We start from the raw sequence: 22,828 nt of genomic DNA, 5'->3' as shown, positions 1-22,828 counted from the left end.
TCGTGGCGCCCGGTCAGTCCCAGCCGCCTGAGCCGTAGCCCCCGCCGGCTCCCGCGGCGGGACGGATCCACCGCGTGGCCAGGAACGCGAGGCAGCTGACGGCGACGATCAGCAGACCGGGGCCGATGCCGCCCCCGCTGCCGATCGCGCCCAGCGACGTCTGATCGCTCGCGGTCCCCGGGTAGACCGGCGCGCCACCCGGCGCCGTCGGGGCGGCAGGGGCTCCCGGGGCCGCCTGCTGCCCGCCCTGACCGTTGCCGGTGCCGCCTGTGCCGCCGGAGCCGCCCCCCGCGCCCCCGCCCGCCTCGCGGGTGGGCGCGCCGGCGGAGGCGGCCGGCGCCGCGCCCGGCGCGTCGCCACCGGCGGCCGGCGCCGGGGCGTCACCGCTGTCCGTGGCGCGCGGCAGGCTCACGCCGAGCGCCGCCATCGCCGAGTTCACCGGCTGGAAGAAGGTGATGCCGCCCGCCGTGCAGTCGCCGCTGCCGCCCGAGGTGATCCCGAGCGCGAAGCCCTGCGCGAACAACGGGCCGCCGCTGTCGCCGGGCTCGGCGCACACGGAGGTCTGTATGAGACCGCTGACCGTCCCCTCCGGGTAGTTGACCGTCGCGTTCAGGCCGGTCACCTGACCGGAGTGCAGCCCCGAGGTGCTGCCGCTGCGGAATACCTCCTGCCCCACGAACGGGTCGGCCGCGCCGGTGATCCGGACCACGCGGCCCGCGCCGACCCCGACGACGCTGCTGTGGTCCGAGCCGTCGTTCTGGTACTGCACCAGCGAGAAGTCGCCACCGGGGAAGGAGGTCGAGACGGTGGTGCCGACGGGCCTGGTCCCCTGGTTGTCGGCGAACCAGGCGGTGCCCGGCGGGCCGCAGTGACCGGCCGTCAGGATGAAGTCGGTCGTCCCGTTGGTGACGTTGAAGCCCGCGGAACAGCGGCTGCCCCGGGTCAGGATCGGCGCGGCTCCCGCGGTCCTGGTCGTGAAGTCGGCCTCGGTGCGTTCCATGCGGACCTGCCCGCCGATGCCGTCCGCGACGGACTGCAGACGCGCCCACTCGTCGGCGGAGACCGTGCTGTCGGCCAGCACCAGGACCTCGTTGGAGACCGGGTCGACCGACCAGGCGGTTCCGGGCACGCGGGGGGCATCGCGCAGTTCGCCGGCCGCTTCCTTCAGGTCGCGCATGCTGTAGCGGACGACCTCCGCCCGGGCACCCGCCCTGGCGACCTCGGCCGCGGTGTCCTGGTCCGTCACGGCGACCACCGGGCGGCCCTCGGCGTCCACCCAGCTCCCGCCGGTCCGGGCGTCGCCGAGGCGCGCCGCCAGGTCCCTGGCCAGGCCCGCGGCGTCCGCCGTGCCCTGCCCGCCCTGCGCGCCGTCCGGGGCGTCCAGCACCTGGCTGCCGCCCCCGGTCCGCGTGCCGTCGGGGGCCGCCCCGAAGGCCTGCGACATCATCACTCCGCCGCAGACCAGTCCCGCGACGGCCACGAGCCGCAGCGCGCGCTGCACCTGACGCCGTGTGCGCCTCACCGTGCCCCCTACATCCGCTTCCGTACCTGCAGGTCACCGGCATTGACTGCCGCGGGTCCCGAAAGGGGACCCGGCCTTCCATACGTGCGGGGGAGCCGCAGCGCTCACCGCGCGCGGAGACGATCCGGAACGCGTGGACGTGCCCGGGGTGGCGGGGCGCTCTATCGTGGCCGGGTCGGCGGAGCCGGCGATCCAACGAGCCATCAAGGAGCGACATGGGCGGTCAATTCGAGGCGGTCGTCGAGGTCGACCGTCCCGTGGCGGAGGTCTTCGCCTTCCTCGCCGACGGGCGCAACGACCCCAGGTTCAGCCCCCGGGTGCAGGAGATCCTGCGCACGCCCGACGCACCGACGGCGGTCGGCACGGTGTTCACCAGCATCGTGAAGGACGCCGGGATGAAGTCCCACCGGGAGTTCCGGATCACCGAGTTCGACCCGCCCAACCGGATCCGCTGGACCGAGCAGTCGAAGAACCTGGTCACCGCCGAGGGCGGTTACGACCTGCAGCCGGTGTCCGAGACCACCACCCGGGTGCGGATCTTCAACCACCTGGAGGGGCACGGTCTCGGGAAGCTGCTGGTCGGCCTGGCCCTGAGCGCCGCACGCAAGGACGCCCCGGCGTTCGGGCAGCGGATCAAGGCTGCCGTCGAGGCGTCCTGACCGCTCACCGACCCCCTGACACCCTGACACGGGTCACCCGGGCCGCGCCGCCGGCAGCGGCCCCGGGTGACGTCCTGGCCGGGGCTCAGTAGCGCAGCACCGCCGCGATCCGGTCGTGCTCGGCGAGGCTGTCCGGCGCCACGAAGCGGACCTCGGCACCCTTGTCGAGCGCCGCCTCCACCAACTCGTCCACGATGTCCTCGCGGATGCCGTCCTCGAAGCCGCCCGCCTCCGGGCCGTCACCGTCCACCGGTGTGAGGTGACCGTCGCTCAGGCGTACCGTGCGCTGGAAGTCCTCCTCGACCACGACGAGTTCGGCGCGGCCCTCGCACACGGACTCCCACACCTCGTCCAGCCCCGCTGCGAAGGTCCTGCGGCTACGGGCGTCCACCAGCCTGCGGCCGGTCCTTTCTGTCTCCCGCTCGGCGAACTCCCTCTGCGCCGGGGCGAGTTCCTGGAGCAGTGTCTGCGCGGGGCCGTTCGCCAGGCCGCCCTTGTGCACGACGGCCACCGCGGCGTCCGCGGCGGTGCCGACCTCCTTGAGCAGGGCGACCGCGTCCGGCAGGCCCACCAGGTACAGCGGCCGGCCGTCGGCGGCCAGGAGGGAGGCGAGGGCGCCGTCGACGGACCGCAGGAAGCGCCGCGTCTCCTCGTCCCGGAAGGTGCTCGGGTGGTCCCCGACCTGCTCCTGCCGCTCGGGGTCCCACTGGACGGGGTCCGGCTCCATGGGGAAGCCCTGCGCGTCCTGGGGGTGCAGCGACTGGCCGCTGCCGCTCCACAGGGTCGCCCGGTCGGCCGCCACCGTGAGCACCCAGTACGGCAGGGCCCTGGCCTTCGCGGCGACCAGGTTGCGGGTCAGGAAGCTGTCGCTGAGCACCACCCGCTCGGGGACGGCCCGGGGCAGCGTCCAGATCTGGTGGTCCCGCTCCGTGGCGTACATGACGAGCCCGTCCAGCGAGTAGCGCAGGTCCACTTCGGCGGCGGCGGCCTTCAGCTGCGTCTTGATGGCCATCCGCGAACGGCGGGACGCCTCCGGATCGTGCTCGATCCGGCGCTCGGCCTCGGCGAGCAGATTGCGCAGCCGTACGGCGTCCTGGGCGTTGTCCGGTTCGCGCCGATGCGTCGGCATGGTCAGCGACACCGCCGGATACGGCCTGGTCGCGCGCAGTGCTCGCAGGGTGCCGGCCGTCAGGGCATCGGTTTCCATGATCGCCTCCCTGAGGGGTCCGCGGTTGCTCCCCGCGGACGGGGGCAGCCCACACCCCGAGCCTCGCACACCAGCCGGGCCGCCGCCTGCCGGGGACGGCCCGGCGGTGCGGTGTTCAGGCCCCGTTGCGGTGCTGCGCGCCGAAACCGGAGTCCCAGGCCCACATGTGCGTGCAGCCGGGGCACTGCAGATGCACCACGGGTCCCTTGTTCGACAGCAAGTAGCGCCAGTGGTCGGGGCAGTTGCGGCCCGCGGCGCAGGTGGCGCACTCCCGGTGGTCCTCGCAGCGCGGGCAGGGGACCCACGCCCGGCGGCCGGGGTCGGCCGTGGGATCAATCGGAAGCAGCACCGTCGTCCTCCCCGGACCCCTCACGGGGCGGCAGCACGCCGGCCGCCACGAGCGTGCGGTACACCGCCTCCTGCTCGTCGTCGAGGCCGGAGTAGAGCAGCCGGTACGCCGCATCCTCCTCGCGCAGGACGGCGACCGGGTCCCAGTCGTCGCCGAGGGCGGCGAGGACCTCGGCCCGGCGGCGGGTCTCGTGGTCGGTGAAGTCCAGCTCGAACGCGTGGAGGCGGTCCGGGACGTCGTCGTCGTTCATGTCGCTCGCTCCCGGGGCAATCGGGGATGAATCCACCCTGTGTAACAAAGGGTCGTGCTCGGGGGAAAGCCTTTCCGGCTCCGATGTGACGCACTCCATGCGGCTCCGCCGCTGGTCAGGGACGCACCAGCGGCGGAGTGCCAGGTGGGAAGGGAGGATTCCCGGGCGCTGTTCAGGAGCGCCGGGCGGCCTTGCGGCGCACCGTCCCGAAGGACAGGAACGACTTGCGGGGCGCCGGCTGCGCGGCCTTGGCGCCCTTGCCGGCCTTAGCCGCCTTACCGGACTTACCGGACTTCCCGGCCGTGCCGCTCCCGCGGGTCCCGAACGCCTTCGTGATCCTCGACGTCCTCGTGCCGCCCGCGGACTTCGCCGCCGGGGCCTGGGCCTGGGCGGGGGCCGCCGGGCGGACGGTGTGCACGGCCCGGCCGAGGCGACGCCCGAAGAGCAGGTAGCCCAGCAGGGCACCGGTGGTGTTCATGATCACGTCATCGACGTCGAACGCGCGGCCCTGCACCACCGCCCCCTGCGCCAGCTCCACGAGGACCATCACCAGGCCCGTCGTCACCACCACGCGCAGCGCCCCGCGCGCCTTCGGTGCCAGCACCGGGAGCAGCACGCCGAAGGGCATGCCCAGCAGCACGTTCCCGCCGACCTGCCGTACGGCGCCCGCCACCGTGTACCGCTCGTAGTACTGGCGCAGCGAGGCGCCCGGGTGGATGTTCGCGTGCGCGAGACCCTCAGAGGCGTACGACGGCGCAAGCGTCGCGCGGGCCAGCACCGCCCCGAACGCGACCATCGCCACGAACGCCAGCGCCATCGCCGCCCACCGGGCCAGCGAGGCCAGTGGCGACCGCCGCCCTTCTTGCCTTGTCTCCGACGAACGCCCGCGCAACGCCAACCGAGCCACGGACTTCCCCCCTCTTCTGGTCTGTTCCGGTCGTGGTCTCCCCGTGTCACAGACCGGATACCCCGAGCGCCCTCCGGGATGCCGGGTGACCGCCGCTCTCCGCGGCGGTCAACGGGGTTCACCCCGGGGGCGCCGCCTGCTGGGGAGGCGGCGGGGCCGAGGGCGGGCGACCGCCCGCGCGGCCGGTCGCCGCCACCAGGGCCGGGGACCGGCTGATCGCCAGCACGGCCGCGTCGTCGCCGAGGCAGCCTCCCGCGTAGGCCAGCAGGTCGGTGCACAGCCGTTCCACCAGCGCCTCGGGATCACCGGCCGGCTGCCCGGCGAGCCGTCCGGTCAGCGGGTAGAACGCCCCGGCCACGTCGCGCGCCTCGACGACCCCGTCGGTGTACAGCAGCAGGGTGTCGCCGGGCTCGAAGGCGAACGTAAGCACCGAGGGCTCCCCGCCGGCGAACTGCGTCAGCCCCAGCGGCGGCGCGGGCGCCGGCATGTCGAGCGGGGTCACGCAGCCTTCGTGGAGCCGCAGCGGCGGGGGATGACCGCAGGTGACGAGGTGGACCACCGGCTCGTCGTCCGGGATGTCGGCGACGACCGCGGTGACGAAGGACTCCGCCTCGTCCTCGGCCGGCCCGGCGTCCGCCGCGGGGTCGGTGAGGTCGGAGGAGATCGCCTGTTCCAGCCACAGGACCAGCGCCGGCAACTCCGCCTGCCGGTGCGCCACGGCACGGAAGGCGCCCAGGGTCAGGGCGGCCTCGTTCACCGCCTCCATGCCCTTGCCGCGGACGTCCCCCACGATCACCCGGGTCCCGGTGTCCGTGCGCACGGCCGCGTACAGGTCCCCTCCGATCTGTGCCTCCTCCTCCGCGGCGAGGTAGACCGAGGCGATGCGCAGCGGCCCGATGCGCCGGGGGATGGGCCGCAGCAGCACCCGCTGCGCGGTCTCCGCCACCGAGCGCAGCCGGGTCACCTGCCGCTCGTGCTTCACGCGCAGATGGGCGAAGAAGGTCGCCAGCACCGACATCAGGGCCAGGGTGGCGATCTGCGCCGAGTGGTTGAGGTCCAGGGGTGTCGTGCGCACCGCCGCCACGAGGACCTGCGCGGCCACCGCGACGCCGCCGACGACCGCGGTCGTCCTGGCCCCCGCGAACGACGCGGTGATCGCGGGGGCGGCGACCAGGAACGGCCCCAGATGGACGTCGGGCGGTGACATGATGTCCACGACGGTGACCATCAGGATCAGCGTGAGCATGGCGGCGACCAGCAGATGCCCGGGCCGCCACGACCGCCCCCACTGTTCCAGGCGTCGTGCAACATCCATGACTCTTGGATACACCCGCGTCCGTGGCCCTGCCCGCTCGTACGCCCTCCGCCCCCTCCATCCGCTCCGCCCACGCCTCAGGAGCGCCACTTCTCCCGGACGAGCACCTCCTCGATCCGCCAGCCCGTCCCCGTGTGCCGCAGGCCGAAGGTGTAGCGGCCGCCGCACACGAAGTTGGGGGCGGTCGGGCCCGCCCCCACTTCGCCGAGCCGCATGGGGTTGACGTAGTCGGCGTGCGCCACGGCGGACGGCGGGTCGAGCGCGATCCGGCGGTTGACGACCAGGTGCTGGCGCACGGGGAACAGGCGCATGGTCGTGGCGAGCCAGTCGGCGACCTCGGTGGCGGGTCCGGCGATGCCGCCCGCGGACGAGTAATCGGCCCGGCCGTCCGGCGCGAAGAGCGCGACGTACGCCGCCCAGTCGCCGTCGTCGACGGCCGCCGCGTAGCCACTGATCAGCTCGTCGACGGCCAGCCGGTCCAGCAGGGTCTCCCATGCCGCTCGCGTCGTCATCGGCACAGTGTTGGGCATACGGCACGAAGAGCCAAGACCCGTGCGGCGGTCGACCGGGCCGGTAGTGGGCCCGGCGACGTCACTCGGGGAGCGGGATGCGCATGCTCACCGAGCCCCGCAGGTCCAGCCACGCGGCGGACGGCCCGCGCACCACCCGCAGGATCACCGTGTCGCACCCGGGACAGCGGGCCACCAGCCCGGGGGAGTGGTCGTACACCCGCAGCGTGGCCACCGGCCCGGTACGCCCGCAGCCCACGCAGCGGCCCTCGGCAGCCGTCATGTCCACCGCGAAGATCTCCCGGAGCGGCCCGGCCAGCGCGTTGCCGTCGGTGTACGCGTCCGTGCCCTGTGCGCTCATCCCAGCCTCCCGTAGGTAGCCCCGGCCGCCCCAGCGCCACCCACCCTATGCACGCGCAGCCCGCCCCGCGCGGTGCACCAAGGTCAACGGGGGCCGCCGTGAGCTTCCCGCATGACCTCACAGGGGGTGTTGCCACTGGTCGAAGCCGCTGCCGAGCCATCCAGGCCACGATGCGGCGTACGGCGCCTTCCGTCCTGGCCAGCCAGAGAACTCAGTCACCCGCCTTGCCTCGGGACGAAGTGGCCGGCAGCAGCCGCGGCGTCACGGCCGGCCTCGGATCGAGTCGGCCGCTGGGAACCCGTCCCTGAGCGACGTCCGGCGCTCGGCAGGTGAGATCATCGTCCGGTGGCAGAAACGCAGCTCCCCCCCCGGGATGGACCCTCCAGCAGATCCGCGACGTGTCCGGGGACCAAGAGGCTGTCGTCCTGGACCCGAACCGGACGGTGAAGTGGCTCTCCTTCGACGGAAATCACGAGATGCTGCGTCCAGAGATCATTTTCGGGTTCCATAGCCTGTGCATCGTGAAGCCTGTCGGTGATGATGACTGGTACATGGGCAGCATGTACGACGACGGCAGCGTCGATTGTTGGGCAGCCTACGACGATCTGTACGAGGCGCTGCGCGGTCTGTAGCGGAATGCAAGAGGAGTGTCCAACCGCGCTAGAGCGGCAGCGCATCAATGCGCACCCTCACGGCTTCTTGTGGACGTCCGTCCGCTCAGGCCGTAAGGCGGCCCGCATAGTTCGGGGCGAAGCAGGCGCCCTGCCAAGGCGCTCGACATGTCCAACGACGTTTGCGCCTGTCCCAGGCGCTCTGTGGGAAACGGTGAGCACGCACGGGTGATAACCATCGCGAGCCCGACGGGACCCGGACCGGGCCCATTTCTGCTCGTCTGGAGCTTGCTCGCCATCGCCGGCGGAGGCCTGCTGGCGACGAGGAAGTGGTCCGCTCGCTTCCACGGCTTGGTTGTGACCGGCCTGGAGGGCCGGCCGGAGTCGCAACAGCGGGCAACAGCAGCGCCGACATGGCTTCTTCGGCTCATAGGCGGCATCTTCGCCATCGGCGGCCTCATTGGCTTGCCGCTCTCAATGTTCATGATCGTGAACGGGTAGATCCAGAGACCGTCCGAGCCCCGGCAAGCCGATGGGGCCCCGATATGTCGCCCCATGACAGCTCCCACCCAAAGCCTGGGGCTCCCGTGCCGCCTTGCGTGTCACTTAAGGGCTGTCCCGTAATCGATCTCCCAGTCACGCTGGGCAGCGGCAGTCGCGGTGCGTGCGCTCGCCGCTATCCGGCCAAGGCGGAGGTTGTGCAGGTCGCAGGAGCAATTGTCAAGAGTTGTGGATCTGATGCCGGGCAGCAATCAGGCCGCCGGCCAAGTCAAGGTAGGTTGAGGGCGACTCGGCCGAAGGGGGGTCTGACGGTGAGCAAACGACCTTATCCATTCCGTGACGGCATGAACGTCGCATGGGACCTTGTGGTCTGGCGCGGTGACCAGGAGCGCGTTGAAATCGTCGTGCTGAGCCGCAAGGACATTGCTCAGGTTCGCGGACACTTTGACCGTGGCGACGATGCGTGGATGTACAACGTCTACCCCGTACCGGATGCTGTCCTGCCAAAGATCGCTGATCTTGTTCCAGGAGTGCAGCTCAATCCAGAGCTCGAGCACTACATTGAGGCGCGTCAGGAACTTCCGGGCGGAGAACTCTGGTCCCCTGAGCCTGGAGAGCTTCCGCCTGGTCACGTGCCGCCTCCGTGAGGCAGTCGTCAAGGCTCGGCGTTCGGTGTGATCAGGCGGCGGTGGTCTCCTCGCCTGAACCGTTCCGGGTTCGGTGGGGACTCGATCATTTGAGAGGATCGAGTCATGGCACGTCCTTCCCCTTATCCCCTTGAGCTGCGCAAGCGCGCGGTCCGCATGGTCGCCGAGGTGCGGCCCGAGTACGACACGGAGTGGTCCGCGATGAAGGCGGTCGCGGCGAAACTGGGGATCGGGACGACCGAAACGCTGCGCAAGTGGGTCCGCCAGGACCAGATCGACAGTGGTGCCAGGCCGGGCACCACGACGGAGGAGTCGGCCGAGCTCAAGCGCCTACGCAAGGAGAACGCCGAGCTCAAGCGGGCAAACGAGATTCTGAAGGCCGCGTCGGCTTTCTTCGCGGCCGAGCTCGACCGGCCACACACACGCTCGTGACGTTCATCGACGAGTACCGGAACCGCTTCGGCGGCGTCGAGCCGATCTGCACCGTGCTCACCGAGCACGGTCTCAGCATCGCCCCCTCCACCTACTACGCAGCCAAGAGTCGCCCACCTTCGCAACGGACCAACCGAGACGCGGAGTTGAAGGTGCTGATTCAGGCGGTGTTCGATGCCAACTACCGCGTCTACGGGGCTCGCAAGATCTGGCGTCACCTACAGCGACAGGGTCATCGGGTGGCCCGCTGCACCGTCGAGCGACTGATGCGGGAACTGGGAATCACCGGGGCAGTCCGCGGCAAGAAGGTCATCACGACGATCCAGAACCACGCGGCCGAGCGGGCACCGGACCTTCTTGACCGCGACTTCGTGGCTCCGGCCCCGAACCAGTGCTGGGTGGCCGACTTCACGCACATCGCGGCCTGGGCCGGCACCGTCTATGTCGCCTTCGTCGTCGACACCTTCTCCCGCCGCATCGTCGGCTGGTCCGCTGCCACCAGCAAGGAGACCCAACTGGTACTGGACGCACTGGAGATGGGGTTGTGGCAACGTGACCGCGAGGGCCATCGCCATGTCGCCGGGGAGTTGGTGCATCACAGCGACGCCGGGTCGCAATACACGTCCTTCAAGCTCGCCGAACACCTGGATACGGCAGGCATCGCGGCATCCATCGGTTCAGTCGGCGACGCCTACGACAATGCCCTGATGGAGTCGGCGATCGGCCTGTTCAAGACCGAGCTGATCAAGCCCCGGCGGCCCTGGAAGACTCTCTCCGAGGTCGAGTTGGCCACCGCCGAGTGGGTCGACTGGTTCAATCACCGCCGCCTGCACGGTGAGATCGGCCACGTCCCGCCCGCAGAATACGAAGCCGCCTACCACCAACAGAACGCAAATCCCCAGGTCACAGTCACAACCTAGAGTCTCGATCAAACCCGGAACGGTTCACCCGGAGAAGCCCCGGATCTGAACGAGGAGGGTCGTCTCTACTACGTCCAGCATCTGCCGGGTTGGCCTGCGGGCGACCGGTCGTTCTGGCCGGACACAGATGGGTTCCACACCCTGGCGGACGCGGTCGCTGCGGCAGAACTCACCGTTCCCGGCCCGATCTCATGGCGGTAGGGGCTTCCCGCAGCATCAGATCGATCGAACGCCGCAGCGGCTGTCCCGCCCAGCGATCGCATCGAGGGGCGCGTGCCACCCGCGTGCCACGTCAGGCAGAGCCGCACGGGGAACAGCAGTGAAGTCGGCGCATTGACCCACGTGGGCGTTGGGCCAGGTGAGGTAGGGTCCGCAGCCTCAGTCCCCGGGGCACGAGGAAGTGCCCGCCCGTGTTCCGGCCTCCCAGGCCAGAGCCATCCGCGTAGGCTGCAAAGGGAGGGGTAGCAGATGGAATCGCTCGGACACCTCGTCGGTGCTCTGATCTGGGGCATCCCGGTCGCGACGCTGTTGACCGGGTCGCTCGTCGGCGGTCCTGGTCGTGCGATGGCACCGCAGAGCCATCGAGGCCTTGGAACGTGCTGAGAACGATGCGACCTGACCTTCACCGTCCCTCCGGCGCCGCGCGGCGCGCCCATTGTTCACAGCGAGGGACGCCACCTCGGCTGGTGTCGACTCAGCTCTCTTGTTCCTCGGTCATGCCGATAGCGAAGGGGAACGACTCCAGGAACTCGCGTCGCGCAGGATCCTGCTCCGCTTCGGCCAAGTCTGCGAGCGTCTGCAAGAGCCGTGTGCGTTGGTCTGCCGGGAGTTGCTGCAGCACCCAGCCAACACCCTCCATCATCTTGACCGCAGAGTCGGGATCCACTTCCTCATCCCCGCAGCTCTCCAGCCACCAAACGACGTCAGCAAGCAGTCCGGTGAGCGCCGGCACGAGCGGATCCATGGCAGTCATTCGGGCAACCTAGCCGCCTCCTACGACACCGCCTCGGGGAGCGGGGAATGTGCAACTGCGCTACAACAGCCCCGCACGTGGGCATACGCCCATGGACACGTGCGGAACCTCGTGCGGAGGCGCACCCTGCTCCACGCATGACGCCCTGCGCCACGCCGGTGCTATAGCCTCCGCCCGTGACCTACCGCCGCAGCCGGGCCGGGAAGCCTCGTCGCCACGAGCTACCTCACTACCAAGCGCTTCTGGACGATACCGATTGGGCGTCGCTCGCCACCGTGCGCGGGACGGGCGAATCCCTGCCGACGGCGCTGGCGCGCGTCATCGACCCTGACCCGGCCGTCAGGGCGGCGGCCACCGACAACGCACTCAGAGAAGTGACCCACCAGAACACCATCTACGAAGCCACCGTGCCCGTCGCACTCTACGTTGCGGCCATCCTCAACCATCCGGTCATCACCACAGACGACTTCGGCCACAACGCCGGGAGACTACTTGAGTGGCTCGGCAACACCGCCTACGACGCCGACGACGAGTGCGTCACCATCGGCGAACGCCACGTCGGCAAGGGGTTCCTCGACGAGGACAGGGATATGCGGGCGTTCCGGGACCTGCGCCCGGCGATCTTCTCAGCTGTCCATCCCCTTCTCAGCCACGACAACGCGGACGTACGCGACGCGGCCCTCGTCGCTGCGATCCCTCTCGCCGAGCACCCCGTCCTCGCCGCGCACCGGGCCGATCTGGTCGACCACGCCGTCCGTTTGCTGGCCACCAGCACCGACCGCCGCAATCGAGACCGCGTCCTGGACGCCATGAAGGCATGGGGTCACGACACCAGTGCCCTGGAGAACGCGGACGACATCGCGGCCCGCGAGCGTTACGCCCGTCTCAAGGCGGAGCGTGATTCCTGGTGGGCGGCCCACGGGACAGGCGGCTACTCCGAAGACCCACCGTTCTGATCAGGGACGGACAGCGCCCCCAGGCATCCATCTGTCTCGGCGTGGCCGCATCACAGAGTCGCTCCTACGGAAGGCGTCCGAGCGCCCCGCCGGCCACGTCCAGCGCGCCCGCATCGCGACGTTTCTGGAGTTCCGCGACGGCAGGATCGCCGCCCAGCGCAACTACGACTGCTACGAACGCCCTGGCCTCTGACCGGCCTTCGCCACCCCGGAAATTGCGTGGCCCGCCCACCGCCGCGCATGCCAAGGTGGAGCCACCGAAGGGGCGTAGCTCAGCCCGGCCAGAGCAGCGGACTCCAAACCCGCACGCCGCAGGTTCAAATCCTGCCGCCCCTGCAAGCAACCGACGCGGCCCCGAGCGCACATGCGCGGCGTTCGCACCGCGGAGCGCAGGAACTCGTCGCGGGCAACACGCAAGGTGAGGCCGCGGCGTACGAGCTCGGCCTCCATCCCGTCCGCGCGGGCGGCGCTGACGCACGCGCCCACGACGACGCCGTCAGCGATCAACTCGTCGATCTGTGGGATCGCATGAGGCGTGCCGAGCGTGACGCGGCCGGGAGCACGCGTTCACCGCACCGCTCGCGCCTACTCCTCGTCCAGGCAGAGGCAGAAGGGGTGGCCGGCCGGGTCGAGGAGGACGCGGACGTTCTCCCGGGGTTGGTGGCCGGCGAGCGAGGCGCCCAGCGCGACCGCGTCGGCGACGGCGGCGTCGAGGTCGCCGACCTGGAAGTCGAAGTGCATCATGGGCCGCTGGTCACCATCTGCGGGCGGCCACGTGGGGGCCTGGTAGCCGGTCGCCTGCTGGAACACGAGGTAGGCCGGACCTTCGGGCGCGGCGACGACGGACGTGCCCGGTTCCTCGTGCACGACGGGCCACCCGAGCAGCTCGGCGTAGAACGCCGCGAGGGCGGCGGGATCCGGTGCTTCCATGGCGGTGCCCCACCACATGCCCCGCGTTCGTGATCGCACGGCCGTAGTCTGTCGCGGCGCCGGGGCGTTGTCCACGCCTTCGCGCGGAAGGGCGTTCGGCCTGCGACGACCGGTGGCGGGTCGGTTGAGCGCGCGCCGCCCCCACTGGACCGAACCGCGCGGGGCGTCGCCGTCACGTCAGAGGCGGACCGTCATCTCCACGGTCACGTCGTCCCCGGCCGCGATGCCCTGGGGTCTGCGTACGGCGACCTTCAGAGGCAGCAGGTAACCGCCGTCCTTGGGGAAGAGCGACGTCGTGAAGGAGGTGCCCCCGATGCGGGCCTCGACGGGGATGACGCCCCAGCCGTAGGTGGCCATCGCGGCCACCTCGCGGATGTGCTCGGACTCCTCCTCCGGCACGGTCACGAAGTAGTACGGCGATGGTCCGCGCCACTCGATCACACGGCCGGCGAAGACGAGCTCCATGAGGTCGGTCCCGTTCCTGCAGGGTGGCCGGACCGCCTCAGCGTACAGGCGGTGCCCCCGAAGGGAGGGGGAAACGTCCGGTAGCGCGGTGACTGATGGTGTTTCAGGAGTCAAACATGTTGGCGATCAATTCACTTCGCATGGGTGAAACCGCAGGGCGGGGAGGTGACTTGAGCCTAGAATGGGACTTCCGCGATCACCCCGCGTTCAGGGCGTGGGCAGGACTGTGAGGGGCCGGATGAGCCAGGAGCGAGAGCCGCTGCCGACCGCGATCGACACCGGGATTCCCAGCGTCGCCCGGATGTACGACTTCCTGCTCGGCGGCAAGGACAACTACGCCGTCGACCGTGAGGCCTCCGAGGAGCTGCTCAAGGTCGTCCCGAGCACCAAGGAACTTGCCGTCAACAACCGCAGGTTCCTGCAGCGCGTCGTGGGCGTGCTCGCCCGCGAGTACGGGATACGCCAGTTCCTGGACCACGGGTCAGGCCTGCCGACGCAGGACAACGTCCACCAGGTCGCCCAGCGCGTCGACCCGGCCGCGCGCGTCGTCTACGTCGACAACGACCCGATCGTGCTGGCGCACGGCCGTGCGCTGCTGGAGGAGAACGAGAACACGGCCGTCATCCAGGCAGACTTCCGTGACACCGACGGCATCTTCGGCCACTCCGAGGTGGAGCGGCTGATCGACTTCAGCCAGCCGGTCGCCGCCCTCTTCGTCTCGGTGCTGCACTGCATCCCCGACGAGGACGACCCGGCGGGCCTGGTCAAGCGCGTCGCGGAGCGGCTGGCGCCGGGCAGCTTCCTCGTGGTGTGCCAGCTCGTCAGCGAGGACAAGGCGGTGCGCGACTTCGTCACGGAGTTCATGGACGCCAGCACCCAGGGCAACTGGGGCCGGGTCCGCCAGGAGAGCGACGTCGAGGGCTTCCTCGACGGTCTGCGGATCCTGGAGCCGGGGCTGGTCGAGGTGTCCACCTGGCGCCCCGACACGGACCTTGCGCCCCGGCAGGCCACCCAGGAGTGGATCGAGTTCGGCGGGGTCGGCCGCAAGGCCTGAGGACGTCAGGGGTCCCGGGGCCGGAAGGGCCGGCCCCGGGGAACCGTGTCAGCTCACGACAGCTGCTTGAGGAAGTCGCGCAGGAAGTCCGGCGTCCGGACCGGGGGTTCGGCCTCGGCGCTGAGCCGGTCCATGACGGCCAGGTAGTTGTCGACGTCGTCCTGCTTGTCCAGGTACAGCGAGCTGGTGAGCTGTTCCAGGTAGACGATGTCGGGCAGGTCCGGCTCCAGGAAACGCAGGATCGTGACCGGTCCGCCGGCGGTGGCGAGGCCGCCGACGCTGAACGGCGCCACCTGCAGCGTCACGTTCGGCATCGCGGCCGCCTCGATGAGCCGCTCCAGCTGGCGCGCCATCGCCTCGGCGCCGCCCATCGGACGGCGCAGCGCCGCCTCGTCCACGACCGCCCACAGCCGGGGTGCGTTGGGCCCGTTCAGCAGGTGCTGGCGCTCCATGCGCAGCGCGACCCGGCGCTCGACCTCGACCCCGGACGCCCTGGGGTGCCCCAGCCGGATGACGGCGCGGGCGTACTCCTCGGTCTGCAGCAGACCGGGGATGAACTGCACCTCGTACGTACGGATGACGGAGGCGGCCTCCTCGAGGCCCACGAGCGTCTCGAACCAGCCGGGGAGCACATCGGCGTATCGGTGCCACCAGCCGGGGGTGTTGGCCTGGTGGGCGAGCTTGAGGCAGTCCGCGCGCTCGGTCTCGTCGGTCACGCCGTAGAGGGTGAGGAGGTCGGCGACGTCACGCTCCTTGTAGCCGACGCGGCCCAGTTCGAGGCGGCTGATCTTGGCGTGGGAGCCACGGATCGCGTCACCCGCCGCTTCGCGGGTGATGCCCCGGGACTCCCTCAGCCTCCGCAGCTGGGTGCCGAGCACGATGCGCAGCACCGTCGGACCACCGCGCGGGTGCTCCAGGTACTGCCTTATCGACGGTTCGTTGCTCGGCCGCGTCGCGGTCATGCCGGCTCCCGTGGTGACTGGGCGGACCGTCAGTGTCTCACTGAGTGGTGCCCGAATACAGCCGCATCTTATGGCATGCCGACGTTTTGTCAGCCGGTCATGTCATCGAAGTCCCCGTCCTTCACGCCGCCGAGGAAGGCCTCGATCTCCGCGCGCGTGTAGATGAGCGCAGGTCCGCCCGGGTGGCGGGAGTTGCGCATCGCGAAGCCTCCACCGGGCAGCGCCGCCAGCTCGACGCAGTTGCCGCTGGGGTTGCTCCGGCCGCTCTTCCTCCAGACCGCGCCCTCGATGTCGGTGGCCGGTACGCCGTTGTCGAACTCCCGCATGGCTACGCCTCCTTGACGGGCCATCTGCACGTGCAGATGCACGTGCAGATGTACTTACCCTTGCACTTACGACTGTAATTGCAGATGTGCTTGCACGGGTAGGGATCCGGCGGGGATAGTGGTGGACGCAGACAGCACCGCGCCCCCCCGCCCGACAGCTCTGCGGAGTTCCCGATGACCACGCATCCGGCGATCCCCCTCGACTACGGCCTGACCGAGGACTCAGGGTCACGCTTTGCCGCCTGCGGCCTGAGCGGTGACCTCCACGCCGCAGGTTCCGCACGGCAGTTCACGCGTGCCACCCTGAGCAACTGGGGGATGCTCGCGATCGTCGACACCGCCTCGATCGTGGTGTCGGAGATGCTGACCAACGCCGTGCGCTACGGCCTCGACGACCCGGCGTACGCGCCGCTGTCGAGCCGGCCGGTCTGGCTGGGCCTGCTCCGCCGCGACGAGTCCGTGCTCTGCACGGTCGCCGACCCCGGCACGGGCGTCCCGGTGGTGAAGGAACCGGACTGGTTCGCCGAGACCGGGCGGGGGCTGCACATCATCGACTCGCTGAGCGAGTCCTGGGGGTGGACACCGCCCGACGAGGCGGGCAAGTCCGTCTGGGCGCTGATCTCCGCGCCCATGTGACTTCCGCCCCACGGCGTCCCGCAGACCGGACGCCGTGGGACGGGGGAACGGGGGCCAGAAGCGCCGCGGCGGGGCACCGGGGGGATGCCTCGCCGCGGCCTGACGGTTCGCCGCTCCGCTCCGCCGCTCCGCGCGGCCGGGAGGACGCATGCGCTCCCCGAGGGCGGTCGATGACTGCGTCTTTGCCCTTCCCGGGACAGGAATTCACCTTTTGTTGACGCGCCGCCGGTTCCTGCCGCTCGCCGTCAATGGCCCTTTCGTCAGGTGTGCTAGCGTTCGTGAGGTTCACGGTTTGACAACGATGTCAGATTCTCCGGGCCCGCGGACGCGTCCGTCCGCGACGGAAGGGCCCCTGCTCTGAAGGACGGAGCCCCGGGGCACCCGGCGTGGCACGCCCGTCCTCCGAGCTCCACAGAAAAGCACAGCGAATCATGCAAGAAAGCCGCGCGGTCTGGCTCCCCTATCGGTCCGGTGAATTCGCCGGACCGCTGCCCGACGGCCTGTCGTACCACTTCTGGGACGGTCTTTCGGCCTTCCCCTCCGATCCCCGGGACGTACGGTTCGTCGTCGTCCCGCCCGTCCCGGCCAAGCAGCACCAGATCCTCGACCGGCTGCTGCACCACGCCGAGCGGCTGGAGGTCCTCCAGGTCCTCAGCTCCGGGCACGACTACCTCGCACCCTTCCTGGGGCTGCTGCCCTCCGGCACCCGTGTCGCCACGGCCAACGGCGTGCACGGCGAGGCCACGGCCGAGCTGGCGGTGACGCTGCTGCTGGCCGCGGGGCGCGGTCTCGACGACTTCTCCCGCCGGCACGCCCTGGGTCAGTGGCAGCCCCGTGTCTTCCCCACGTTGTCCGGCAAGGAGGTCCTGATCGTCGGACAGGGCGCGGTCGGAAGGGCCGTGGCCGCCAGGCTCGCCCCGTTCGGCTGCCGGGTGGTCCGGCTGGCACGTACCGCGCGCGACACCGCGGACGGCCACGTGCACGGGTTCGCGGACCTGCCCGGGCTGCTCCCCTCCGCCGACGCCGTCGTGCTGTGCGCGCCCCTGACGGACGAGACCCGCGACCTGATGGACGGCTCCCGCCTGGCCCTGATGAAGGACGGGGCCGTCCTGGTCAACGTGGCCAGGGGGGAACTCGTCGACACGCGGGCGCTGGTGCGGGAAGCCGGACGCGGGCGGCTGCGTGCCGCCCTGGACGTCACCGCGCCCGAGCCGCTGCCCAGCGGCCACCCGCTGTGGTACCTGCCCGGCGTCCTCATCACCCCGCACGTCGGGGCCTTCACCGACGCCTTCACGCCCACCTCCCTCGCCTTCATCGCGCAGCAGCTGGCCCGCTACGCGGGCGGCGAGTCCCTGGTGAACGTCCTGCCGCTGATGGCCGCCGCGCGCTGAGCGGTGGCGGCCCCCGGGAAACATCCCGGGGGCCGGTCGGCCCGGCGAATCACCCCCAGGGGTCGGCGTGTTCCCCGATCGGGAATTCGCCTGGCCTGTCGGGACGTCCTTCCGGCGCCGCGTGGTGGGATGGCCGGATGGAACTGCGGGAGTTGCGTGTCTTCGTCGCCGTGGCGGAGGAGGGCGGGATGTCCGCCGCGGCGCGGCGGCTGCACGTGAGCCAGTCGGCGCTGTCGCAGACCGTCACCGCGCTGGAGCGTCAACTCGGCGTCAAACTCCTGGTGCGGTCCAGTTCCGGCGTACGGACGACGGAGGCCGGGGCGGTCCTGCTCTCCGAGGCGCGCGCCGTGCTCGCGCGCCACGACCAGGCCGTGCGGACGATGGCGGCCCTGACGGCGCAGGGCGGGGGCACCCTGCGGCTGGGCATCCCGCTGGAGCTGCCGCCCGACCTGCTGACCCCCGTGCTCACCGAGTTGTCCCGGGCCTACCCCGACACCCGGGTGCAGGCCCGTCATCTGTCCACGGCGGCCCAGTTGGAGGCGCTGCACGCGGACGAGCTCGACGTCGGCCTGACGCGTGAGCGCCCGGCCGGGCCCGAATTCGACGCGATGCTGGTGGTCCGGGAGAACCTCGGAGTGCTGCTCGCGGCCGACCAGGCGGCCGAACTCGCCGGACCGGACGGCGTCCGCCTGGAGTGCCTGGCGGGGCTGGAGTGGGTGGGCTTCCCCCGGGCCGGCAGTCCGGTCTGGTGGGACGAACTGACCTCGGTGCTGCGCAGCCACGGGCTGGACGTGGGTCCCGAGGCGGGCGCGGGGGAGCCGCTGATCGCGGAGGTGAAGCTGGCGGCCGTGATCACCGGGCGGGCGTTCGCACTGGCCCCGCCGAACTGGGCGCAGCCGATCCCCGAAACGGTCGTGTGGTCGCCCCTGGTGGGAGACCCCCTGGTCCGCAGGACCTGGGCGGTGTGGCCGTCCAGTTCGCACCGGCGTGACCTCGGGCATTTCATCGCGGCCTTCGCCCAGCCGGTGTCGCCTTAGGCGGTGGGGCTACGGGGTGGGCGCGGAGGCGCGGTGCCGGTGCCGGGCGGCCTTCGCGTTGTTGCCGCAGCGCTCCATGGAGCACCACTTGCGCGGCTTCCCGTTGCCGGGGTCGAGGTAGAGCATGCCGCAGATCTCCGCGGCGCAGGTGCGCAGCCGGTCCCGCAGGCGCGGCTCGGTGACCAGCGCGATCAGGTCCCGGGCGACGGCGGAGAGCAACTGGGCGGCCGACAGCGGTTCCGTCCCGGCGCTCGGGCGCCCTTGGGCGTCGATGCGGAGGAGGGGCGCGGGGGGTTCGATGCGGGCCAGGTCGTTGAGCAGGCCCACGCTCTCCGCTTGCGGCGTGCGGCCGTCGACGACCGCGGTGGCGACGTCGGTGGCGGCGGCGCGCAGTTCGTGGAGGGCCCCGAGCAGGGCCGTTGCGTCCTCCCCGTCCCGCAGGGTCAGTCCGACGCCGCCGCACCAGGCGCGGAGGCGGTCGTGATCGCCGAGCCGCTCCACGGGGGTGCTGGGACGGCGGCCGACGGTGGCGACGAGGTCGAGCGAGAGGGTGCCCGCGTCGAAGCGCAGTGCACGGACCTTGGCCGTGACGCGGGTGCGGGGAGTGGCCGGGGCCCTCGTGGCCGGTGCGCGCTCGCTCATGTGTCCATAGTAACCTTGAAGACGGTTATTAAGCCATCGGCCAGGCCGGACCGGGAAGGGAGCACGCCATGCGCATAGCGGTCGTGGGAGCGGGCGGAGTGGGGGGCTACTTCGGCACCCGCCTCGCGGAGGCGGGCAACGAGGTCACCTTCGTCGCCCGCGGTCGGCATCTGGAGGCGATCCGGGCCAACGGCGGGCTGGCCGTCCGGAGCCCGCTGGGGGAGTTCCGGGCACCGGCCGACGGGTTCGTGCCGGACATCGGCGAGGTCGGTCCCGCCGACGTCGTGCTGGTCGCGGTCAAGCTGTGGGACACCGAGGACGTCGCCGCGCAGTTGCGTGGCCTCGCCGAGGCGGGCGCGCGGGTGATCTCCCTTCAGAACGGCGTCCGGAAGGACACGGTCCTGCGCCGGCACCTGCCGCCCGAGGCCGTGTGGGGCGGGGTCTGCTACATCTCCGCCGTCATCGAGGAACCCGGCGTCGTCTCCCACCGCGGGACGATGCAGAAGCTGGTCTTCGGCCCGTACGACGGGGAGGGGGCGGCGCGGGCGGAGGAGTTCCGCGAGGTGTGCGCGAAGGCCGGCGTGGACGCGGAGGTCAGCGTCGACATCGCGCGGGTCGTGTGGCAGAAGTTCGTGTTCCTCACGGGCCTGTCGGGCACCACCTCGGCCGTGCGCCAGCCGATCGGCGTCGTCCGCGCCGATCCCGCGACGCGGTCGCTGCTGCGGGACGTCATGGCGGAGGTCGTCGCCGTCGGCCGGGCCTCGGGCGTGCACCTCGACGAGTCCTTCGTCGACGAGCAACTGGCCTTCTGCGACACGCTGCCCGCCACGATGACCTCCTCCATGCACAACGACCTGGAGCAGGGCAACCGCCTGGAACTGCCGTGGCTCAGCGGAGGCGTCGCCGACCTCGGCCGCGAACTGGGCGTCCCCACGCCCCGCAACCGCACCGTGGCCGACATCCTCGCGCCCTATGTGCCGGGCCGGCCGCGCGTGGGGTGACCGCCGTACGGGGTCGCCGGTCGCCGGTCGCCACGCCCCGGGTCAGCGCACCGAGAGCGTGTCCTGCAGCCAGTCGAAGACGACCTCGCAGTGCTGCTGGGGGGCCATCGGGGAGCAGTGCAGCTGCGCCCCGGTGGCCGCGGTGAGCTTCACGTAGTCCTTCGGGGCGGTGAGCCCGTCGTACATCCGGCGCGGCTGCCCTGGGTAGAACTGCTCGAACTCGTAGTCCAGCACCAGGGTGGGCGCCTTGATGCGGCCCAGCACATCGCTGACGTCCAGTGAGGCGATGAGCCGGGCGGGGGTGAAGAAGTCGGTGAACATCCTGCCCTCCCGTGCCTCGGTCATCGCCGGGGCCGAGAAGGGTTCGAAGCGCTTCTTGAGCGTCGCCGCCTCGGACGGGCTCAGCGCCGGGACGACCTCCTTGTTCCAGACGGCGTTGGCCCGCTCCTTGTCGGCGGTGAGGATCTCCCGGACCTCCCGGGGGAAGGCCAGCCAGGGGGACACACAGCCGGGCATCGCCACCAGGGCGGCGATCCGGTGCTCGAAGGCGGCCGCCCGGGGCGCCAGGTTGCCGCCCATGCTCAGCCCGGTGAGGGCGATCCGGTCGGGGTCCACGTCGGAGCGGGCGGTCAGCCAGTCCACCAGCGGGGTGACGACCTTCTCCCAGCGCGGGGTGAAGACGACTTCTTCCACGAAGAGCACATGGCCCTGCCCCGGGCCGTCGTAGACGAGCGCGTTCCAGCCGCGGTCCAGGGCCGCCGCCACACCGTAGGTCCACATGTCGACGTTCTGGCCGTCACTGCCGTTGGTCAGGATCACGGTGGGCCGCCGCCGTTGCGCCCCTTCCGGGCGGAAGAACCACACCGGCATCCGCGTCCTCCCGTAGTCCACCGCCGCCGTCACCGGGGCCGGATCGCAGCGTTCGCAGAAGGCGTCCCAGGCGCGGCGCCCGGCACGGTAGAGCTGCTCCTCGCTGCCCGGGTCCTCGGAGCCGAGGACGAAGAACAGCGCCTGGCCGTAGTACTGGGCCGCCCGCAGCGTCCGGAACCGTGTCGTCTGGCGCCCGGGCATGCTGCCCCTCGGCGTCGTGAGCAGCCGGTCGCCCAGCTCCCTGAAGGTGCGGGTGTACGACTGCGCCGACACCCCCGCCGTGGTGACGGCGTTCACGGCGGTGAGCACCTCGCCGGCCTCGGCGGAGCCGTAGCCGCAGGCGCCGAGGGCCAGGAGCGCGTTGAAGTCGTAGGCGGGGTCGTCGAAGAGGGCCATCACCCCGGGGGTGGCACCGCCCGCGGGACCCGTTGCGGAGGCCGACGTCCGCCCGGACCCGGGCCCCGTTCCCGGACCGCCGGGCGAAGGCGGGCCCGCGGGGGAGGCGCCCGAGGGCGTGCACCCGGCGGCCGCCGCCAGGGCCCCGGCCCCCACCGCGAGCCCGGCCAGCGCGGTGCGACGGGTGGGCGCGGGGGCGGAGTCGTGCGGAAGGTGCGTCATACCGGCCGAACGTACGAGCCGCGCCCCGGCACGCCGCACCACGACACCGGCCGTTCCCCCGAACGGCCCGGCGCACCGGTGCGGTCCTCCGCCGCCGGCGGGGTAGGCGTATCGGGCAGTCACCGGAGGGGAGAGGGAACATGACCGAGGATGTCGCCGGCATCGTGCGCAGGGTGGTCGCCGGATGTGCGGACGTGGCTCCGGAGGAGATCGGGCCGGACACGACCTTCGCCCAGTTGCGCCTGGGCGACCGGGCCAAGCAGCATGCCGCCGACGCCGTCGAGCGCGAGGTCGGAGTGATGCTGCTGGCCGACGAGGTCGAGCGGATGGGCACCGTGCGCGACCTCGTCGAGCACGTGGCCGGCAAACGCGCCGAACAGGAGGCCGCGGAGGCCCCCTGACGACGGCCGCGCCTCGTCGGCGGCGTGGTCGTCCCACACCGCGCACGGCACCACGTAGCTCTCGCCGAGGACCGGGAAGGCCGTGTCCCGCGGCAGGTCCGGGTCACGGGACGCGGGTGCGGGCGGGGCCGGCACCGGGGACGCCGCGCTGCGGCACTGCGGCATCGACACCGGCCGCCCGGCCGCGGTGACGGAGCCGGGCTCGCAAGCGCGCCCGCACGGCCTCGTGGCCGACGTCGGCCCTGCGGGTGACGGCTCCCTCGATGCGGGAGCCTGCGTGCTACGCGCCTCCTGAACACGTCGCCGTCGTACGCGCGGGGGCCGTCACCGGCGGGAGGACCCTTCCGGCCCCACGACGGGGTCCGCCCCCGGCGTG

Annotated in this window: 27 protein-coding genes and 1 tRNA gene; 13 read left to right on the top strand and 15 right to left on the bottom strand. The window is 71.4% G+C overall.

Features of this window, described 5'->3' with window-relative positions:
• Positions 1–13: 13 nt before the first annotated feature.
• Positions 14–1,522, bottom strand: coding sequence for a S1 family peptidase (locus AC1VWI_RS04160; RefSeq protein WP_499509538.1), 1,509 nt, complete (start codon positions 1,520–1,522; stop codon positions 14–16).
• A 215-nt stretch (positions 1,523–1,737) separates the two neighbouring features.
• Here AC1VWI_RS04160 and AC1VWI_RS04155 point away from each other — a divergent pair, with 215 nt between their 5' ends.
• Positions 1,738–2,181 carry an SRPBCC family protein gene (locus AC1VWI_RS04155; protein ID WP_499509537.1) on the top strand — a complete coding sequence of 148 codons (444 nt, stop codon included), beginning with the start codon at positions 1,738–1,740 and terminating at the stop codon, positions 2,179–2,181.
• Positions 2,182–2,266: 85 nt separating this feature from the next.
• Here AC1VWI_RS04155 and AC1VWI_RS04150 read toward each other — a convergent pair whose 3' ends face one another.
• The 7 genes from AC1VWI_RS04150 to AC1VWI_RS04120 form a co-directional block, all read right to left on the bottom strand.
• Positions 2,267–3,388, bottom strand: coding sequence for a baeRF3 domain-containing protein (locus AC1VWI_RS04150; protein WP_499509536.1), 1,122 nt, complete (start codon positions 3,386–3,388; stop codon positions 2,267–2,269).
• Positions 3,389–3,503: 115 nt separating this feature from the next.
• Positions 3,504–3,734, bottom strand: a complete 231-nt coding sequence (locus AC1VWI_RS04145) for a hypothetical protein (protein WP_499516714.1) — start codon at positions 3,732–3,734, stop codon at positions 3,504–3,506.
• On the bottom strand, positions 3,721–3,987 hold the full coding sequence (locus AC1VWI_RS04140) for a DUF6400 family protein (protein WP_499509535.1): 267 nt from the start codon (positions 3,985–3,987) through the stop codon (positions 3,721–3,723). The genes AC1VWI_RS04145 and AC1VWI_RS04140 overlap by 14 nt, the downstream gene beginning before the upstream one ends.
• 172 nt (positions 3,988–4,159) lie before the next feature.
• Positions 4,160–4,804, bottom strand: a complete 645-nt coding sequence (locus AC1VWI_RS04135) for a VanZ family protein (RefSeq protein ID WP_499509534.1) — start codon at positions 4,802–4,804, stop codon at positions 4,160–4,162.
• A gap of 208 nt (positions 4,805–5,012) precedes the next feature.
• Positions 5,013–6,209, bottom strand: coding sequence for a PP2C family protein-serine/threonine phosphatase (locus tag AC1VWI_RS04130; RefSeq protein WP_499509533.1), 1,197 nt, complete (start codon positions 6,207–6,209; stop codon positions 5,013–5,015).
• 77 nt (positions 6,210–6,286) lie between these two features.
• Positions 6,287–6,721, bottom strand: a complete 435-nt coding sequence (locus AC1VWI_RS04125) for a nuclear transport factor 2 family protein (protein ID WP_499509532.1) — start codon at positions 6,719–6,721, stop codon at positions 6,287–6,289.
• 79 nt (positions 6,722–6,800) lie between these two features.
• Positions 6,801–7,079: a DUF6510 family protein gene (locus AC1VWI_RS04120; protein ID WP_499509531.1), complete on the bottom strand. Its 279-nt coding sequence runs from the start codon at positions 7,077–7,079 to the stop codon at positions 6,801–6,803.
• 398 nt (positions 7,080–7,477) lie between these two features.
• Here AC1VWI_RS04120 and AC1VWI_RS04115 point away from each other — a divergent pair, with 398 nt between their 5' ends.
• The 3 genes from AC1VWI_RS04115 (at position 7,478) to AC1VWI_RS04105 (ending at position 10,190) form a co-directional block, all read left to right on the top strand.
• A complete protein-coding gene (locus AC1VWI_RS04115) occupies positions 7,478–7,711 on the top strand; it encodes a hypothetical protein (protein WP_499509530.1) in 234 nt (77 codons plus the stop codon).
• Between the two features lie 824 nt (positions 7,712–8,535).
• Positions 8,536–8,838: a hypothetical protein gene (locus AC1VWI_RS04110; protein ID WP_499509529.1), complete on the top strand. Its 303-nt coding sequence runs from the start codon at positions 8,536–8,538 to the stop codon at positions 8,836–8,838.
• A 105-nt stretch (positions 8,839–8,943) separates the two neighbouring features.
• A protein-coding gene (locus tag AC1VWI_RS04105) for an IS3 family transposase (protein ID WP_499509528.1) occupies positions 8,944–10,190 on the top strand; the annotation gives its coding sequence in 2 pieces (ribosomal slippage) (positions 8,944–9,226 and positions 9,226–10,190; 1,248 coding nt in all).
• A 694-nt stretch (positions 10,191–10,884) separates the two neighbouring features.
• Here the strand turns inward: AC1VWI_RS04105 and AC1VWI_RS04100 are convergent.
• On the bottom strand, positions 10,885–11,163 hold the full coding sequence (locus tag AC1VWI_RS04100; protein WP_499509527.1) for a hypothetical protein: 279 nt from the start codon (positions 11,161–11,163) through the stop codon (positions 10,885–10,887).
• A 176-nt stretch (positions 11,164–11,339) separates the two neighbouring features.
• Here AC1VWI_RS04100 and AC1VWI_RS04095 point away from each other — a divergent pair, with 176 nt between their 5' ends.
• Both AC1VWI_RS04095 and AC1VWI_RS04090 read left to right on the top strand, forming a co-directional pair.
• Positions 11,340–12,119, top strand: coding sequence for a hypothetical protein (locus AC1VWI_RS04095; protein ID WP_499509526.1), 780 nt, complete (start codon positions 11,340–11,342; stop codon positions 12,117–12,119).
• 261 nt (positions 12,120–12,380) lie between these two features.
• Positions 12,381–12,455, top strand: a tRNA-Trp gene (locus AC1VWI_RS04090).
• A 249-nt stretch (positions 12,456–12,704) separates the two neighbouring features.
• Here AC1VWI_RS04090 and AC1VWI_RS04085 read toward each other — a convergent pair.
• Complete coding sequence (locus tag AC1VWI_RS04085; RefSeq protein WP_499509525.1) at positions 12,705–13,088, bottom strand: VOC family protein; 384 nt, start codon at positions 13,086–13,088, stop codon at positions 12,705–12,707.
• Positions 13,089–13,226: 138 nt separating this feature from the next.
• A complete protein-coding gene (locus AC1VWI_RS04080; protein ID WP_499509524.1) occupies positions 13,227–13,514 on the bottom strand; it encodes a DUF1905 domain-containing protein in 288 nt (95 codons plus the stop codon).
• Positions 13,515–13,752: 238 nt separating this feature from the next.
• Here AC1VWI_RS04080 and AC1VWI_RS04075 point away from each other — a divergent pair, with 238 nt between their 5' ends.
• Entirely contained in the window at positions 13,753–14,568 is an 816-nt protein-coding gene (locus AC1VWI_RS04075; RefSeq protein ID WP_499509523.1) for an SAM-dependent methyltransferase, read from the top strand.
• A gap of 53 nt (positions 14,569–14,621) precedes the next feature.
• Here AC1VWI_RS04075 and AC1VWI_RS04070 read toward each other — a convergent pair whose 3' ends face one another.
• Together AC1VWI_RS04070 and AC1VWI_RS04065 are read right to left on the bottom strand one after the other, a co-directional pair.
• Complete coding sequence (locus AC1VWI_RS04070) at positions 14,622–15,530, bottom strand: Sco1979 family transcriptional regulator (RefSeq protein ID WP_499509522.1); 909 nt, start codon at positions 15,528–15,530, stop codon at positions 14,622–14,624.
• Positions 15,531–15,619: 89 nt separating this feature from the next.
• Positions 15,620–15,856: a DUF397 domain-containing protein gene (locus AC1VWI_RS04065; protein WP_499509521.1), complete on the bottom strand. Its 237-nt coding sequence runs from the start codon at positions 15,854–15,856 to the stop codon at positions 15,620–15,622.
• Positions 15,857–16,030: 174 nt separating this feature from the next.
• On the opposite strand from AC1VWI_RS04065, the gene AC1VWI_RS04060 reads away from it, so the two are divergent.
• The 3 genes from AC1VWI_RS04060 to AC1VWI_RS04050 all read left to right on the top strand — a co-directional run bounded on the left by AC1VWI_RS04060 (position 16,031) and on the right by AC1VWI_RS04050 (position 18,920).
• Complete coding sequence (locus tag AC1VWI_RS04060; protein WP_499509520.1) at positions 16,031–16,492, top strand: ATP-binding protein; 462 nt, start codon at positions 16,031–16,033, stop codon at positions 16,490–16,492.
• Positions 16,493–16,923: 431 nt separating this feature from the next.
• The gene (locus AC1VWI_RS04055; protein ID WP_499509519.1) at positions 16,924–17,883 is read left to right on the top strand and encodes an NAD(P)-dependent oxidoreductase; all 960 of its coding nucleotides are present in this window, start codon (positions 16,924–16,926) and stop codon (positions 17,881–17,883) included.
• A 137-nt stretch (positions 17,884–18,020) separates the two neighbouring features.
• Positions 18,021–18,920, top strand: coding sequence for a LysR family transcriptional regulator (locus AC1VWI_RS04050; protein WP_499509518.1), 900 nt, complete (start codon positions 18,021–18,023; stop codon positions 18,918–18,920).
• 9 nt (positions 18,921–18,929) lie between these two features.
• Here the strand turns inward: AC1VWI_RS04050 and AC1VWI_RS04045 are convergent, their stop codons facing one another.
• Positions 18,930–19,562: a CGNR zinc finger domain-containing protein gene (locus AC1VWI_RS04045; RefSeq protein WP_499509517.1), complete on the bottom strand. Its 633-nt coding sequence runs from the start codon at positions 19,560–19,562 to the stop codon at positions 18,930–18,932.
• Positions 19,563–19,630: 68 nt separating this feature from the next.
• Here AC1VWI_RS04045 and AC1VWI_RS04040 point away from each other — a divergent pair, with 68 nt between their 5' ends.
• Positions 19,631–20,563, top strand: a complete 933-nt coding sequence (locus AC1VWI_RS04040; RefSeq protein ID WP_499509516.1) for a 2-dehydropantoate 2-reductase — start codon at positions 19,631–19,633, stop codon at positions 20,561–20,563.
• Positions 20,564–20,605: 42 nt separating this feature from the next.
• Here AC1VWI_RS04040 and AC1VWI_RS04035 read toward each other — a convergent pair whose 3' ends face one another.
• Complete coding sequence (locus tag AC1VWI_RS04035; RefSeq protein WP_499509515.1) at positions 20,606–22,051, bottom strand: alpha/beta hydrolase; 1,446 nt, start codon at positions 22,049–22,051, stop codon at positions 20,606–20,608.
• A 140-nt stretch (positions 22,052–22,191) separates the two neighbouring features.
• On the opposite strand from AC1VWI_RS04035, the gene AC1VWI_RS04030 reads away from it, so the two are divergent.
• Entirely contained in the window at positions 22,192–22,452 is a 261-nt protein-coding gene (locus AC1VWI_RS04030) for an acyl carrier protein (RefSeq protein WP_499509514.1), read from the top strand.
• Between the two features lie 82 nt (positions 22,453–22,534).
• A complete protein-coding gene (locus AC1VWI_RS04025; protein WP_499509513.1) occupies positions 22,535–22,747 on the top strand; it encodes a hypothetical protein in 213 nt (70 codons plus the stop codon).
• The last annotated feature ends 81 nt before the right edge of the window (positions 22,748–22,828 follow it).

The organism is Streptomyces sp. TOM-9 (assembly GCF_056858595.1).
This window is presented reverse-complemented; position numbering and strand designations above follow the sequence as displayed.

Coding starts and splice junctions, on each gene's coding strand:
- AC1VWI_RS04055 (WP_499509519.1), top strand. CDS start 16,924: ATGCAAGAAAGCCGCGCGGTCTGGCTCCCCTATCGGTCCGGTGAATTC.
- AC1VWI_RS04135 (WP_499509534.1), bottom strand. CDS start 4,804: ATGGCGCTGGCGTTCGTGGCGATGGTCGCGTTCGGGGCGGTGCTGGCC.
- AC1VWI_RS04140 (WP_499509535.1), bottom strand. CDS start 3,987: ATGAACGACGACGACGTCCCGGACCGCCTCCACGCGTTCGAGCTGGAC.
- AC1VWI_RS04080 (WP_499509524.1), bottom strand. CDS start 13,514: ATGGAGCTCGTCTTCGCCGGCCGTGTGATCGAGTGGCGCGGACCATCG.
- AC1VWI_RS04120 (WP_499509531.1), bottom strand. CDS start 7,079: ATGAGCGCACAGGGCACGGACGCGTACACCGACGGCAACGCGCTGGCC.
- AC1VWI_RS04070 (WP_499509522.1), bottom strand. CDS start 15,530: ATGACCGCGACGCGGCCGAGCAACGAACCGTCGATAAGGCAGTACCTG.
- AC1VWI_RS04035 (WP_499509515.1), bottom strand. CDS start 22,051: ATGACGCACCTTCCGCACGACTCCGCCCCCGCGCCCACCCGTCGCACC.
- AC1VWI_RS04075 (WP_499509523.1), top strand. CDS start 13,753: ATGAGCCAGGAGCGAGAGCCGCTGCCGACCGCGATCGACACCGGGATT.
- AC1VWI_RS04045 (WP_499509517.1), bottom strand. CDS start 19,562: ATGAGCGAGCGCGCACCGGCCACGAGGGCCCCGGCCACTCCCCGCACC.
- AC1VWI_RS04155 (WP_499509537.1), top strand. CDS start 1,738: ATGGGCGGTCAATTCGAGGCGGTCGTCGAGGTCGACCGTCCCGTGGCG.
- AC1VWI_RS04110 (WP_499509529.1), top strand. CDS start 8,536: ATGAACGTCGCATGGGACCTTGTGGTCTGGCGCGGTGACCAGGAGCGC.
- AC1VWI_RS04130 (WP_499509533.1), bottom strand. CDS start 6,209: ATGGATGTTGCACGACGCCTGGAACAGTGGGGGCGGTCGTGGCGGCCC.
- AC1VWI_RS04150 (WP_499509536.1), bottom strand. CDS start 3,388: ATGGAAACCGATGCCCTGACGGCCGGCACCCTGCGAGCACTGCGCGCG.
- AC1VWI_RS04050 (WP_499509518.1), top strand. CDS start 18,021: ATGGAACTGCGGGAGTTGCGTGTCTTCGTCGCCGTGGCGGAGGAGGGC.
- AC1VWI_RS04030 (WP_499509514.1), top strand. CDS start 22,192: ATGACCGAGGATGTCGCCGGCATCGTGCGCAGGGTGGTCGCCGGATGT.
- AC1VWI_RS04040 (WP_499509516.1), top strand. CDS start 19,631: ATGCGCATAGCGGTCGTGGGAGCGGGCGGAGTGGGGGGCTACTTCGGC.
- AC1VWI_RS04125 (WP_499509532.1), bottom strand. CDS start 6,721: ATGACGACGCGAGCGGCATGGGAGACCCTGCTGGACCGGCTGGCCGTC.
- AC1VWI_RS04065 (WP_499509521.1), bottom strand. CDS start 15,856: ATGCGGGAGTTCGACAACGGCGTACCGGCCACCGACATCGAGGGCGCG.
- AC1VWI_RS04060 (WP_499509520.1), top strand. CDS start 16,031: ATGACCACGCATCCGGCGATCCCCCTCGACTACGGCCTGACCGAGGAC.
- AC1VWI_RS04100 (WP_499509527.1), bottom strand. CDS start 11,163: ATGACTGCCATGGATCCGCTCGTGCCGGCGCTCACCGGACTGCTTGCT.